The 12994-nt window shown below is 69.1% G+C and carries 10 protein-coding genes and 2 pseudogenes; 2 read left to right on the top strand and 10 right to left on the bottom strand.

Annotated features, from left to right (window positions below):
- Window positions 1-14 precede the first annotated feature (14 nt).
- Both FN821_RS01545 and FN821_RS15000 read left to right on the top strand, forming a co-directional pair.
- Window positions 15-1298 (top strand): MFS transporter, encoded by a 1284-nt coding sequence (locus tag FN821_RS01545; RefSeq protein WP_241660045.1) that lies wholly within the window; start codon window positions 15-17, stop codon window positions 1296-1298.
- Window positions 1225-1425, top strand: a pseudogene (locus tag FN821_RS15000) (HAD-IA family hydrolase); the annotation flags it as partial. The gene FN821_RS01545 and the pseudogene FN821_RS15000, both read left to right, overlap by 74 nt.
- Before the next feature lie 93 nt (window positions 1426-1518).
- Here the strand turns inward: FN821_RS15000 and FN821_RS01535 are convergent.
- The 10 genes and pseudogenes from FN821_RS01535 to FN821_RS01490 form a co-directional block, all read right to left on the bottom strand.
- Window positions 1519-2361 (bottom strand): NAD(P)-dependent oxidoreductase, encoded by an 843-nt coding sequence (locus FN821_RS01535; RefSeq protein ID WP_131170778.1) that lies wholly within the window; start codon window positions 2359-2361, stop codon window positions 1519-1521.
- A gap of 351 nt (window positions 2362-2712) precedes the next feature.
- The gene (locus FN821_RS01530) at window positions 2713-5235 is read right to left on the bottom strand and encodes an ATP-dependent Clp protease ATP-binding subunit (protein WP_131170777.1); all 2523 of its coding nucleotides are present in this window, start codon (window positions 5233-5235) and stop codon (window positions 2713-2715) included.
- Window positions 5236-5425: 190 nt separating this feature from the next.
- Entirely contained in the window at window positions 5426-5725 is a 300-nt protein-coding gene (locus FN821_RS01525) for a histone-like nucleoid-structuring protein Lsr2 (RefSeq protein WP_421958026.1), read from the bottom strand.
- A 263-nt stretch (window positions 5726-5988) separates the two neighbouring features.
- Entirely contained in the window at window positions 5989-6456 is a 468-nt protein-coding gene (locus FN821_RS01520) for a DUF3180 domain-containing protein (RefSeq protein WP_165489190.1), read from the bottom strand.
- A 10-nt stretch (window positions 6457-6466) separates the two neighbouring features.
- On the bottom strand, window positions 6467-6991 hold the full coding sequence (gene folK / locus FN821_RS01515) for a 2-amino-4-hydroxy-6-hydroxymethyldihydropteridine diphosphokinase (protein WP_206661940.1): 525 nt from the start codon (window positions 6989-6991) through the stop codon (window positions 6467-6469).
- A complete protein-coding gene (gene folB / locus FN821_RS01510) occupies window positions 6991-7395 on the bottom strand; it encodes a dihydroneopterin aldolase (protein ID WP_131170774.1) in 405 nt (134 codons plus the stop codon). Before folB ends, folK begins: the two co-directional genes overlap by 1 nt.
- Window positions 7392-8180 carry a dihydropteroate synthase gene (gene folP, locus FN821_RS01505; protein WP_131170873.1) on the bottom strand — a complete coding sequence of 263 codons (789 nt, stop codon included), beginning with the start codon at window positions 8178-8180 and terminating at the stop codon, window positions 7392-7394. The genes folB and folP overlap by 4 nt, the downstream gene beginning before the upstream one ends.
- A 293-nt stretch (window positions 8181-8473) precedes the next feature.
- A complete protein-coding gene (folE, locus tag FN821_RS01500) occupies window positions 8474-9037 on the bottom strand; it encodes a GTP cyclohydrolase I FolE (protein ID WP_131170773.1) in 564 nt (187 codons plus the stop codon).
- Between the two features lie 280 nt (window positions 9038-9317).
- Window positions 9318-11408 (bottom strand): annotated as a pseudogene (ftsH, locus tag FN821_RS01495) (ATP-dependent zinc metalloprotease FtsH); the annotation flags it as partial.
- A gap of 351 nt (window positions 11409-11759) precedes the next feature.
- Window positions 11760-12473, bottom strand: coding sequence for a hypothetical protein (locus tag FN821_RS01490; RefSeq protein ID WP_131170771.1), 714 nt, complete (start codon window positions 12471-12473; stop codon window positions 11760-11762).
- Window positions 12474-12994 lie beyond the last annotated feature (521 nt).

Genomic DNA, 12994 nt, shown 5'->3' with positions numbered 1-12994 from the left:
GTAAAAGTGCGGCCGTGAGTCCGCGACGCATCCATCCCGCCTGGAGCGTGGCCGCCGTCACTCTGGGCGCCCTTGTCGCCGCAGCGGCGTTTCGGTCCAGCATCGGCGTCTTGATCGAGCCGATGGAGTCCGAGTTCGGGTGGACGCGCGCCACCACCTCCGCCGCCGTCACGATCAACCTGATCCTTTACGGCCTCGTCGCGCCCTTCGCTGCGGCCCTCATGGAGCGCTGGGGCGTCCGGCGGACGGTGACGACAGCGCTGCTGACGATCGCGGCGGCGTCCGCTCTCACGATGGTGATGACCGCCGCCTGGCAACTGTGGCTGCTCTGGGGGCTCGCGATCGGCATCGGGACCGGCATGATGGCGCTCGTCTTCGGCGCGATCGTGGCGAACCGGTGGTTCCACACGCACCGCGGCCTGGTGACCGGCATCTTCTCGGCGGCCAACGCGACCGGACAGATGGTCTTCCTGCCCGTCATCGCCGCAACCTCCTCGGCCGCTGGCTGGCGGGCCGCGGTCGGCATCGAGTGTGGGCTGGCCCTCTTGGGCGCCCTGGCCGTCTGGCTGTTCCTCGTCGACCATCCCTCCGACCGGTCGCTGCTGCCCTACGGCGTCGCCGAGGGCTACGCGGTCGGCGCGCCGCAGCGGTCGACGGAGCCGCCGGTCCAGGCGGCGCTGCGGGTGCTGCGGATGGCGTCGCGCACCTGGGCCTTCTGGGGGCTCGTGATCACCTTCTTCGTCTGCGGCTGGTCGACCAACGGCCTGATCCAGACGCACTTCATCCCGGCCGCTCACGACGTCGGCATGACCCCGACGGTCGCCGCCGGACTGCTCGCCGTCGTCGGCACCTTTGATGTGCTCGGCACGATCGCGTCCGGCTGGCTGACCGACCGCGTCGATTCGCGATACCTGCTGCTCGCCTACTACGGGCTGCGCGGGCTCAGCCTCTTCGCCCTTGACGCCGTCCTCGCCCCCGACATGGGCGCCGGCCTGTGGGTCTTCATCATCTTCTACGGCCTCGACTGGGTCGCCACGGTGCCGCCCACCGTCGACCTCTGCCGCAAGCACTTCGGCCTCGCGGACTCGGGCATTGTCTTCGGCTGGGTCTTCGCCTCACACATGGTCGGCGCGGGCATCTCGGCGTCCGTCTCGGGCTGGCTGCGGACGACGACCGGCACCTACCACGAGGCCTGGCTGGTGGCCGCGTTCCTGTGCCTGGGAGCTGCGGTCGTCGCCGTCCTCATTCCGAAGAAGCGGGACGCCGTCGCCGCCGACCGCGTCCCGGTCCCGGCCTGAGTCCGCGCTGCACAACAAGCCCGATCCCGAGGCCTTCGTGGCTGCGCTGAGCGCCATGAACGCCCGTCCGGAGGCCGTGTGGTTCATCGACGATCACCCGACCAACATAGACGCGGCCCGCGCCCAAGGCATGAGTGCCCACTGCACACCACCAACGCCGACACCATCGCCGCGATCGAGCGGTTTCTCAATCAGCCAGCAACGGGGCCGGACGCCTGAGTCAGCGCTCGGGCGCCAGCAACACCGAGATATCGGACGCCCCACGTCCGGCCCGCTGCTCACGGGTGAGCGCCTCCAGTGCGGCCGTGGTCGCAGGCAACGGATCGGGCGTCGAGCGCAGCATCAGCCGGATGTCCTTGGCGAGGGCGTCCGCGGTGAAGTGCGCGTCGTCGAACTCGCCGGACAGCACCTGAGCGCGCTTCATCTTCGCCGGGAACGCCAAGCCGGTGTACTCGAGCAGGTCGAGCACCTCCTCGGCGGTGAAGCCTTCGGCCTTGCCGAGCCGCAACGCCTCGGCCAGCCCCTGCAGGCTGACCGCCAGCGCCAAGTTGGCGAGCAGCTTGGCCCCGGCCGCCTTCGCGGCTGAATCGACCTGCTTCAGCCGGACGGGGTCGGCCCACGGCCGCACGATGTCCTCGGCCTCGGCGCGCGCGGCGGCGTCCGTGCCGCCCACGTAGACGCCCAGGGCGCCGTTCCGCGCCGGACCGATCGTCCCGACCACCGGCGTGTGCACATACCGGACGCCCCTGGCCTCGGCCCACGCGGCGAACTCGTCGGCGTCCTCGGGCGACACGGTCGTGGAGTCGATCCACAGGACGTCGGCGCCGAGGGCGTCCGGGCTGGTGATGACCTCGCGCACGGTGTCGGGTCCGAACAGGGACGTCACCACCACCGGTCGCCCCGCGACGGCGGCCGCGACGCTGCTCGCGACGGACGCCCCGGCGGCCACGACGCGCTCCGTGCGCTCGGACGTCCGGTTCCAGACGACGACGTCGTGCTCCTTCACGAGGTGCAATGCCAGTTCGGTGCCCATGAGGCCGGTGCCCAGAAACGCGATCTTCATGGACGCCACCCTAGTTCGCCCGCGGGCCTCGGCTAGTCCCGCTGAGACTCGACTGAGTGCTCAACCTTTCGGACAGCCGAAACATCGAGCACTCAGTCGGGCCATCGATGAGGGGTGAATCCAAGTAGCGGAGGCGAAGGGCGAGGACGAGACGGTCGGCGAAAGGCTCTTCCCGATGCCGGGCCTCGCCAGGGCGTCAACGACTCCAGAACTCGGCCAGCGCCTTGGGCCAGCTCGGCCTTACCGACCCGGACTCCGTGCGACGCAAGCTCGAACGCGCGTCCCGAAGCGCACCTGAAACGAGGCCCCCGCTCCGTGAGAGCGGGGGCCTCCAGGTCTCGGGACGCCGGATCAGTACCCGGACGCCTCCGGATGACCGCCGGCCAACTCGGCGGGCGGGGCGTCCGGAAGGGTGCCCTGGGGCTGGCCCGTGAAGGTGAACGGGATCTCGGCACCCTCGGGCGCCACGTCCACGACCACCAGCTCGCCGGAGCGCAGCTCGCCGAACAGGATCTTCTCGGCCAGAAGGTCCTCGATGTCGCGCTGGATCGCGCGACGCAGCGGACGCGCACCCAGCACCGGATCGAACCCGCGCTTGGCGATGAGCGCCTTCGCCGGAGCGGTCAGCACCACGCCCATGTCGCGGTCCTTGAGGCGTCCGTCGATCTCGGCGACCATCAGGTCGACGATGTGCTCGATGTCGTTCTCGCTGAGCTGGTGGAAGACGACGATTTCGTCGACGCGGTTCAGGAACTCGGGACGGAAGTGCTGCTTGAGCTCATCCGACACCTTGGCCTTCATCTTCTCGTACGACCCACCCTGATCGGACGCGTTGCTGAAGCCGAGGTTGACCGACTTGCTGATATCACGCGTACCGAGGTTCGTCGTCATGACGATCACGGTGTTCTTGAAATCGACCACCCGGCCCTGCGCATCGGTGAGGCGTCCCTCATCGAGGATCTGCAGCAGCGAGTTGAAAATGTCGGGGTGCGCCTTCTCGATCTCGTCGAAAAGCACGACAGAGAACGGCTTGCGACGTACCTTTTCGGTGAGCTGTCCGCCCTCTTCGTAGCCCACGTATCCGGGCGGCGAGCCGAACATCCGCGACGCCGTGTGCTTCTCGGAGTACTCGCTCATATCCAACGTGATGAGCGCGTCCTCGTCGCCGAACAGGAACTCGGTCAGCGCCTTGGTCAGCTCGGTCTTACCCACACCGGACGGGCCGGCGAAGATGAACGAGCCTGACGGACGCTTCGGATCCTTCAGCCCGGCGCGCGTGCGACGGATCGACCGGCTGAGCGCCTTCACGGCGTCGTTCTGGCCGATGTAGCGCTTGTGGATCTCGTCCTCCATGTGGAGCAGCCGGCTCGACTCCTCCTCGGTGAGCTTGAAGACGGGGATGCCGGTGGCGCCCGAGAGCACCTCGGCGATCTCCTCCTCCCCCACCTCGGCCGGCGCGCCGGAGTCGCCCATCTTCCAGGCCTGCTCCTTCTCGGCGCGGGCGGCGAGCAGTTTCTTCTCGTCGTCGCGCAGGCCAGCAGCACGCTCGAAGTCCTGGGCGTCGATGGCCGCTTCCTTCTCGAGGCGGACGCCGGCGATGCGCTCGTCGAACTCGCGCAGGTCCGGCGGCGCCGTCATGCGCTTGATCCGCAGGCGGGCGCCGGCCTCGTCGATCAGGTCGATCGCCTTGTCGGGCAGGAAGCGGTCCGAGATGTACCGGTCGGCCATCTGCGCGGCGGCCGTGATGGCCTCGTCTGTGATGGTGATGCGGTGGTGCGCCTCGTAGCGATCGCGCAGCCCCTTAAGGATGTCGATCGTCATCGCGATGGACGGCTCCGCCACCTGGATCGGCTGGAAGCGGCGCTCGAGAGCGGCGTCCTTCTCGATGTGCTTGCGGTACTCGTCCAGGGTCGTCGCGCCGATGGTCTGCAGCTCGCCGCGGGCCAGCATGGGCTTCAAGATGGACGCCGCGTCGATCGCTCCCTCGGCCGCGCCCGCGCCGACGAGAGTGTGGATCTCGTCGATGAACAGCACGATGTCGCCGCGGGTCTTGATCTCCTTGAGCACCTTCTTGAGCCGCTCCTCGAAGTCGCCTCGGTAGCGCGAGCCGGCCACGAGGGCACCCAGGTCGAGGGTGTAAATCTGCTTGTCCTTGAGGGTTTCGGGCACGTCTCCCCGCACGATCTGCTGAGCGAGACCCTCCACGCACGCGGACTTGCCGACGCCGGGCTCGCCGATCAGCACCGGGTTGTTCTTGGTGCGCCGGCTGAGCACGACCATGACGCGCTCGATCTCGGTGTGACGTCCGATGACGGGGTCGAGCTTGTTCTCGCGCGCGGCCTGGGTGAGGTTGCGTCCGAACTGATCGAGGATCGTCTGGTTGCCCTGCGATGGACCCTGCTCGGGGGCGCCGGCGGTCGACGGCTTCTGCTCGCCCTGGAACCCGGACAGCAGCTGCAACACCTGGTTGCGGACGCGGTTCAGGTCGGCTCCGAGCTTGATCAGCACCTGGGCGGCGACGCCCTCACCCTCGCGGATCAGGCCGAGCAAGATGTGCTCGGTGCCGATGTAGGGGTGGTTGAGCTGCAGCGCCTCGCGCATCGACAACTCCAGCACCTTCTTGGCGCGCGGGGTGAACGGAATGTGCCCGGTCGGCGCCTGCTGGCCCTGGCCGATGATCTCCTCGACCTGCTCACGCACCGCCTCCAGCGAAATGCCGAGGGATTCGAGCGCCTTCGCAGCGACCCCTTCGCCCTCGTGAATGAGGCCGAGGAGGAGGTGTTCCGTGCCGATGTAGTTGTGGTTCAGCATGCGCGCCTCGTCCTGCGCGAGGACGATGACGCGACGAGCCCTGTCGGTGAACCGATCGAACAAGGGAGTCTCCTGACGTAATGGACGCCGCCAGCGCAAGGACGCGGCGACAGAATCAGTCTATTCAACGCGGTCCCGGAGCCGATTGTTCCGTGTTCGCCTCTGGCGCAATTGGGCTCCGGACGCCGAGCGCCAGACAGCAGCGAGGGGGCCGTCCAGTCCGGACGGCCCCCTCGACGAAGCTGCGATCGCCCTAGTGAGCGGCCTCGTACGCCACGCGGATCTCGGCCGGGACGCGTCCGCGAGCCGACACCGTCATGCCCTGGGACTGCGCCCAGGCGCGGATGTCGGTGGCGTTGCCGGACGCCGCGGCCGCGCGCTTGCGACCCGGCTTGGCGCGACCGCCGGTGCGGCGTCCGTTGTCCATGAAGGGCTTCAGGGCATCGCGGAGCCGTGCGGCATTGGCGCTCGACAGATCGATCTCATAGGTGTTTCCATCAAGACCGAAAGTCACGGTCTCTGCAGCGGGGCTCTCGTCGAGATCGTCAGTCAATACGATGCTAACTCGTTGTGCCATTAGTGGCCCTCCATCACGTTCGGTTTCGCCAGAGTGCGGCAATATCATTCCCCCCTCGCGTGGAAGTGTAACGCCGCGGGGACTGTGTTTGTCCACCGCTGACCAGCGATTCACCACTGTGAACATGTGATGAATCACGTGTGAAACCGTCAATTTGTGGCACTCGTCAAGCGCCACTAGGTATTCGAGTCAATGTGCGTGGTGGCGCTGATTATCGTGTGGGGGCGCGGACCGAGCGGCTATTCAGGCCGTGGCGCGGGCTCTTCGTCCGGATCCTTCGGGATCCGGCACGCCCGCTCCAGCAGCCAGCCCGCACCGGCCCAGCAGATCCCCGCCACCAGGGCGATCGCACCGTGGATCACCCGCGCCGACGCGCTGGGCGTCGGCCAGGCGCTGAGCGACAGCAGCGCCAAGCTGCCGTAGCCTGACGCCAAAGCGGTCGCCGCGAGCAGCGAGGTCTTGGCCAGGCGGAGCCGCACCACCGCGACGTCGGGTTCCAGTGGCTCACGTCGGCGCTGGACCAGGGAGTGGGTCTGCCAGGCCAACCAGCCTGTGACCGCCGCGAGCAGCAGGATCGGCACCCAGGCCCCCACTCCGATGACCGGGAGACCCGCCCCCGCATACAGCAGCACCTGCCACCCGACCCACACCACGCCGACGCCGACGACCGCCGCCGTTGCGACCGAACGGGCGGTGGTCGCGCCCACGCTCGGACCCTCAGCCACGATCGCCTCCAGGCCGCCCGAACGGCCAGTCGGCATCACCGGCGAGGCGGACGCCGTCCGTCCCGACCGCGCCCAGCAGGTCTGCCACGCGCCCGCGTCCGGGGACGGACGCGTCGGCGTCCACCTCGAACCAGGGGACGAGGACGAACGCGCGCTCGTGCGCGCGCGGGTGGGGCAGGGTGAGCCGGGGATCGTCCGAGACGACGTCGCCGAACCTCAGCACGTCGAGGTCGAGCGTGCGCGGCCCCCAGCGGACGTCGCGCGTCCGGCCGTGGGCCTGCTCGATGCGCTGGCACAGGGCGAGCAGGTCGGACGCCGACAGCTCGGTCCGGCCGGCGACGACGGCGTTGAGGTAGTCGGGCTGCTCGACTCCCCCGACCGGCGCCGTGCGGTACAGCGACGAAACTCCGGTGATCTCGACGTCGTCCGACTCGACCAGCCAGTCGACCGCATCACGCAGAACGGCGGCGCTGTTGCCGACGTTCGAGCCCAGGGACAGCACGAAAGGCATTGCCATCACGGCCTCAGCAACGAGTGGCGACGCACGACGGTCACTGCGACATCGTCGAACGGGACGCCGATCGGCGCCTTCGGCTTGTGGACGGTCACCACGGCTCCCATGACGATGCGCTCGGCCAGGCAGCGGTCCGCGATGCGGCCGGCGAGGGTTTCGATCAGGTCGACGGGCTCGCCGCCGATCTCTTGGGCGATCGCCTCGGCCAGCTCGCCGTAATGGACGGTGGTGGTCACGTCGTCGTCGCGGCTGCGGCGCTTGATCCAGAGCGTGGCGTCGACCACGAACGGCTGGCCGTCGCGGCGCTCGTCCGGGTAGACGCCGTGGAAGCCCGTCGCGGTGATGCCGGTCAGGGTGATCAGTTCAACCCCGTCGCCCGTCGCGCCGAGCAGGTAGGCGTGGCTCATGAGTACAGCCTTTCGATGACGGCGATGGCGTCACGCTGACCGCGCACGTCGTGCGTCCGGACGCCCCAGAGCCCCCGTTCGGCGGCCCAGACGGTCAGGGCGGTCGTGGCGGCGTCCCGGTCGGCGGGCGGACGCGGACCGTCGGCGTCCGCCAGCAGCTCACCCAGGAAGCGCTTGCGCGAGACGCCCAGCAGGACCGGCTGACCGAGCGCCTCGACGGCGTCGAGGTGCTGCAGCAGCTCCCAGTTGTGGTCGGCGGTCTTGGCGAAGCCGACGCCCGGGTCGAGCACGAGGCGTCCAGGATCGATTCCGGCCGCGAGGGCTGCATCCCGGCGCTCACCCAGTTCGCGGGCGACGTCGTCCACGACGTCGGCGTAGACCGCGTGCTGCTGCATCGTCGTCGAGTGCGCGCGCCAGTGCATCGCGATGTACCCAGCCCCGGTCTTGGCGACGGTCGACAGCATCGCGGGATCGGCCAGCCCGCCGGAGACGTCGTTGATCCAGGACGCCCCCGCCTCGGCGGCGGCCGCCGCCACCTCGGCGCGCATCGTGTCGACCGACACCTGGACGCCGTGCGCGACCAGGGCCCGGACCACCGGCACCACCCGCGCGAGCTCGACGTCGGCGTCCACCCGCTCGGCGCCCGGACGCGTCGACTCGCCGCCCACGTCCACGATGTCGGCGCCCTCGGCGGCCAGCCGCAACCCATGCGTGACCGCAGCGTCGGCGTCCAGGAATCGACCGCCGTCGGAGAACGAGTCGGCGGTCACGTTGAGGATGCCCATGACGAGCGTCCGGCAGTGGTTCGGCACGCGCCCAGGGTACCGAGCCGGACCATTGCGTTCGGCGTCCGGGGCGGGCAAGGATGGGAAGCCCGAGGGGAGTCCGCCATGACCGACGTTGCCCGCGTTCCGGCCCGGACGACCGCGCTCGCCGCAGCGCCGCTGGCGCCGTCGAGGGTTCACCGCCGGCATCGTCGCCATGGTCGCCATGACGGCCGGAATGGGCTGATCGGACGCGCGAGGGCCCGTCCGCTCGGAGCTGAGCATCGGGCGGCCTGTCGGCCGGCCGGCCTCGATCAGCCCAGGATCAGGCTCATCGTTTCGGCGCGGGTCGCCGGGGCGTGCATCACGCCCCGGACCGCCGACGTCACCGTCTTGCTGCCCGGCTTCCGAACGCCTCGCATCGTCATGCACTGGTGCTCGGCCTCGACCACGACCATGACCCCCTGGGCGCGCAGGTGCGTGACGAGGGCGTCCGCGATCTGGGTGGTCAGCCGCTCCTGGACCTGGGGACGCCGCGCGTACACGTCCACGAGCCGGGCCAGCTTCGACAGCCCCGTGACGTGGCCGTTCTTGGCCGGGATGTAGGCCACATGGGCGACGCCGGTGAACGGCAGCAGGTGGTGCTCACACATGCTGACGACCTCGATGTCCTTCACGAGGACGAGTTCCTCGTGCTGGATGTCGAACGTGGTCGCCAGCAGGTCGGCCGGGTCGGCGTCCAGGCCGGCGAACAGCTCGACGGCGGCGCGGGCGACGCGTCCGGGGGTGTCGCGCAGCCCCTCGCGGTCGGGATCCTCACCGATCGCGAACAAGAACTCGCGGACCGCCCTCGCGGCCCGGTCGTGGTCGACGGCCATGCGGCGTCCCTTTCTAGGAACCGGAGCCGGGGCGTCCGTAGGTGTCCGGTCCGGACGCCGGCGGCTGCGGCTCGGCCGGAGGAGTCACCGGCGCATCGAACGGGGGCATGGGCTGCGGCGGCGCGGGCGGGAGTGGCTGACCCCAGCCCTGGGGTCCGGGGGCCCAGGGCTGCTGCGGAGCCTGTGGCGGAGCGTAGGGCGGCTGACCCTGCGGGCCGGGAGGCCACGGAGCCGACTGCGGCGGCCACTGCTGCTGACCCGGCCAGGACGGTGCCTGCGGCTGGGTCGGCCCACCCCAAGGGGCCTGCTGGGGCGGCTGCGGAAGACCACCGGGACCCTGCGGCGCGCCCGGAGCGCCCCACGGCGCCTGGCCGGGGAGTTGCGCCGGCGGCGTCCCATCGTGCCAGCCGGGCACCGGCTGGGCTGCGGGCGGGACCAGCGGCGCCCGCTCACGCATGGGCGGCGGATCGATCGGGGGAACGCTGGACGGCGTCCGGTCGTCGGAGCCCGTCCAGGCCGGACGCTTCGGCCGCTTGACGAGGTCCTTGAAGATCTCCGCGACCTGCTCCTTGTCGAGGGTCTCCTTGTCGAACAGCTGCCGGACGAGCTCGTCCAGGACGGCGCGGTTCTCGTTGAGGACGTCGAACGCCTCCTGATGCGCGGTGTTGATGAGGGCCGAGACCTCCTCGTCGATGGCCGCGGCCATGGAATCCGAGTAGTCGCGGTGGCCGCCCGACATGCCGGCCTGCAGTCCGAGGAAGGGCTCGTCGTTGTCGGAGCCCAGCTTCACGGCGCCCAGGCGCGACGTCATGCCGAACTTGGTCACCATGGCGCGGGCGACGTTCGTCGCCTTCTCGATGTCGTTGGACGCCCCGGTCGTCGGGTCGTGGAAGACCAGCTCCTCGGCAGCGCGTCCGCCCATGATGTAGGCCAACTGGTCGAGCAGCTCGCCGCGGGTCTGGCTGTACTTGTCGGCGTCCGGCATGACCATCGTGTAGCCGAGGGCGCGTCCGCGGGGCAGGATCGTGACCTTCTGGACCGGGTCGTTGCCGGGCATCGCGGCGGCAACCAGGGCGTGGCCGCCCTCGTGGTAGGCGGTGATCAGCAGCTCGCGCTCGTTCATGACGCGCGAGCGGCGCTGCGGACCGCCGATCACGCGGTCGATGGACTCGTCCAGGTTCTCCTTGGTGATCCACTGCTGGTTCTGCCGCGCGGTGAGCAGGGCGGCCTCGTTGAGGACGTTGGCCAGGTCGGCGCCGGTGAAGCCCGGGGTGCGCTTGGCGACCATCGCGAGGTCGACGTCCGGCGCGATCGGCTTGTTCTTGGCGTGGACCTGCAGGATCTGGAGGCGTCCCTTCATGTCGGGGGCCTCAACCGGGATCTGCCGGTCGAAACGGCCCGGCCGCAGCAGGGCCGGGTCGAGCACGTCCGGACGGTTGGTCGCGGCGATCAGGACCACACCGCCGCGCACATCGAAGCCGTCCATCTCGACCAACAGCTGGTTCAGGGTCTGCTCGCGCTCGTCGTGGCCGCCGCCCATGCCGGCGCCGCGATGGCGTCCGACGGCGTCGATCTCGTCGATGAAGACGATCGCCGGGGCGGCGTCCTTGGCCTGGTCGAAGAGGTCCCGGACGCGGGACGCGCCGACGCCGACGAACATCTCGACGAAGTCCGAGCCGGAGATCGAGAAGAACGGGACGCCGGCCTCACCCGCCACGGCCCGCGCGAGCAGCGTCTTGCCGGTGCCGGGCGGGCCGTAGAGCAGGACGCCCTTCGGGATCTTCGCACCGACCGCGGTGAACTTGGCGGGCTCGGCGAGGAACTCGCGGATCTCTTGCAGCTCCTCGATCGCCTCCTCGCACCCGGCGACGTCCGCGAAGGTGGTCTGCGGGGTGTCCTTCGTGGCGACCTTGGCCTTCGACTTGCCGAACCCCAGGATCCGGTTGCCGCCGCCCTGGGCGTTGCTCATCAGCCAGAACAGCCCGACGAACAGCAGCAGCGGCAGCAGCCAGACCGCGAGGGCCCCCATGATGCCGCGGTCGGGGTTGTCGCCGCGCCACGACTCCAACGTGCCCGCGGTGACGCGCTCATTGAGCCGCTTGATGAGGTCTTGGCTCTGGGTGCCGACCCACGTTGCGCGCAACTTGGTGTGCGGGACGTCCGCCTTCTCGACCAGCACCTCCTGGTTGCCGTCGACGAGCACGACCTCCTTGAGCGGGTCGCTGCCGTTGATGACCGCGACCACCTGCGACGTCGGGACCTGCTTGTAACCGCTCGCGTTGCCGATGACCTGAATGCCAATGGCGATCAACGCGAACACCAGCACGATCCAGACGATGGGCGTCCTGACGAGTCGACCGGGTTTCATCACTGCCTTTGCTCTGCTGACACGACCCGGCCGACTCTACCGTCCGGCTCAATCGGACGCCGCAGGCGCCGGTTCGCTTGGTGCCGCAGGCGCTGACGGGTGGTTCAGCCAGCCCCCCCATCGAACGGACGACTGGGTGCTCAAGCTCCCGGATCACCGCAACAACCAGCACCCAGTCGACATCAGCGTGGTTCCCGAGCCGGCGGTTCGGGGACGAGTCGACCTGACGAGCACCGAGAGGCTGACAAAGCGCAGACCACCGGCCTCACCAGCCCCGACTGGGTGCTCAGGCTCCCGGATCTCTGCAACAGCCAGCACCCAGTCGGACGTCTTTAGAGTCTGCTGGCGTGGAGGTCAAGAGGCGTGAGGTGCCAAGGGAGTGGGCTCGACGGCTACCTCGATCCGAATGTCGACCTTGGCCCGACCTTGCTGGGCCGACAACACACCGTCGAGTAGCCGCAGGAAGCGCTCGGGATGGTCGCGAAGCACCGTCGGCGACACAGGGAGAACCGCGATCCCGTGAGGGATATACCTCGCATCGGCATCGACCGTGTCGGCCCACTGATCACGCGCGCCATGGAAGCCGGCATGATGCGTCCAGGAATGCACCTGAATGGCGACCCTATGATCGGGTAGGTAGCAGTCCGGAACGCCGATGAGGCGGCCGCTCGTGTCCACCAGTCGGGGGTTCATCTGGAGCTTGAGACGCGGCCTCCGACGACTCAGGATCCTCAGCAACTGAGCCTCCGGCACGGACCAGGCACCACGTTCGAAGTCGATGAGCCCCGATCGAATGCCACGCGTTCCGTTAGGCCGAGTTTCGCCCAACGCCGCCTCCAGGCGAGCGGGTGAGGTGAGGCCTGTCTGAAGCGCCCTGATGGTTGCAGCACGAACGGAATCGGCGGTCGCTTCGAAGCCCCTCGCATAGTCGATCAGGGCACGATCAAGGGGCACCACTGGCACGCCACTTAGGTTTCGGAAGGTGGGCGCATGATGGACATGGAGCACCTCTGCATCGTCGACCACTCGTGAGTGACACGGGTCGGCGACCACGAAGCGGCGCAGCACCGGTCTGGCTGCTAGCGCGAGACCGTGCCGGACGAGACCCCACCCACCCGTCAAGGCCGACGCCGGTCCGGCCCACAACCAGCCCGCGATGACGCGCTGGTCGTCGTCCAGTGTGGTCCGATGCCCATAGACGACGCCGGGCAAAGGGCTCCACCCCCGCGAGCGCACGAATCTGCTGATCGCGGACCGGCTCCAACCTGCTGTCCGCAGTTGGCTCGTGGACACCAACCCTCGCTGGTCCTCGATATCCGGTAGTTCCCTCATCTTGATCCCCTCCGCCCACACATTGGGCGGAAAGGCCGGGATTCTGTCAGGGCCGGCGAAATTGTGGATAACTACTCGTCCGTGAGTGGGAGCTGAACCACTGTTGTCGGCCGTTCGCCAGGCGACCCCCGTGACTGGGTGCTCGGACTCCCGGAGAACCGCAACGGCGAGCACCCAGTCAGCCGAGGACACAGCCCACACGCCGTCACACCATCGCCAGCCCATCGAACGCCAGACTGGGTGCTCAAGCTCTCGGA

Origin of the sequence: Propioniciclava tarda (genome assembly GCF_900182665.1) — a bacterium.
GTDB classification, from domain to species: domain Bacteria; phylum Actinomycetota; class Actinomycetes; order Propionibacteriales; family Propionibacteriaceae; genus Propioniciclava; species Propioniciclava tarda.
This window is presented reverse-complemented; position numbering and strand designations above follow the sequence as displayed.

Coding starts and splice junctions, on each gene's coding strand:
- folP (WP_131170873.1), bottom strand. CDS start 8,180: ATGGGCATCCTCAACGTGACCGCCGACTCGTTCTCCGACGGCGGTCGA.
- folB (WP_131170774.1), bottom strand. CDS start 7,395: ATGAGCCACGCCTACCTGCTCGGCGCGACGGGCGACGGGGTTGAACTG.
- FN821_RS01535 (WP_131170778.1), bottom strand. CDS start 2,361: ATGAAGATCGCGTTTCTGGGCACCGGCCTCATGGGCACCGAACTGGCA.
- folK (WP_206661940.1), bottom strand. CDS start 6,991: ATGGCAATGCCTTTCGTGCTGTCCCTGGGCTCGAACGTCGGCAACAGC.
- folE (WP_131170773.1), bottom strand. CDS start 9,037: ATGGCCGTCGACCACGACCGGGCCGCGAGGGCGGTCCGCGAGTTCTTG.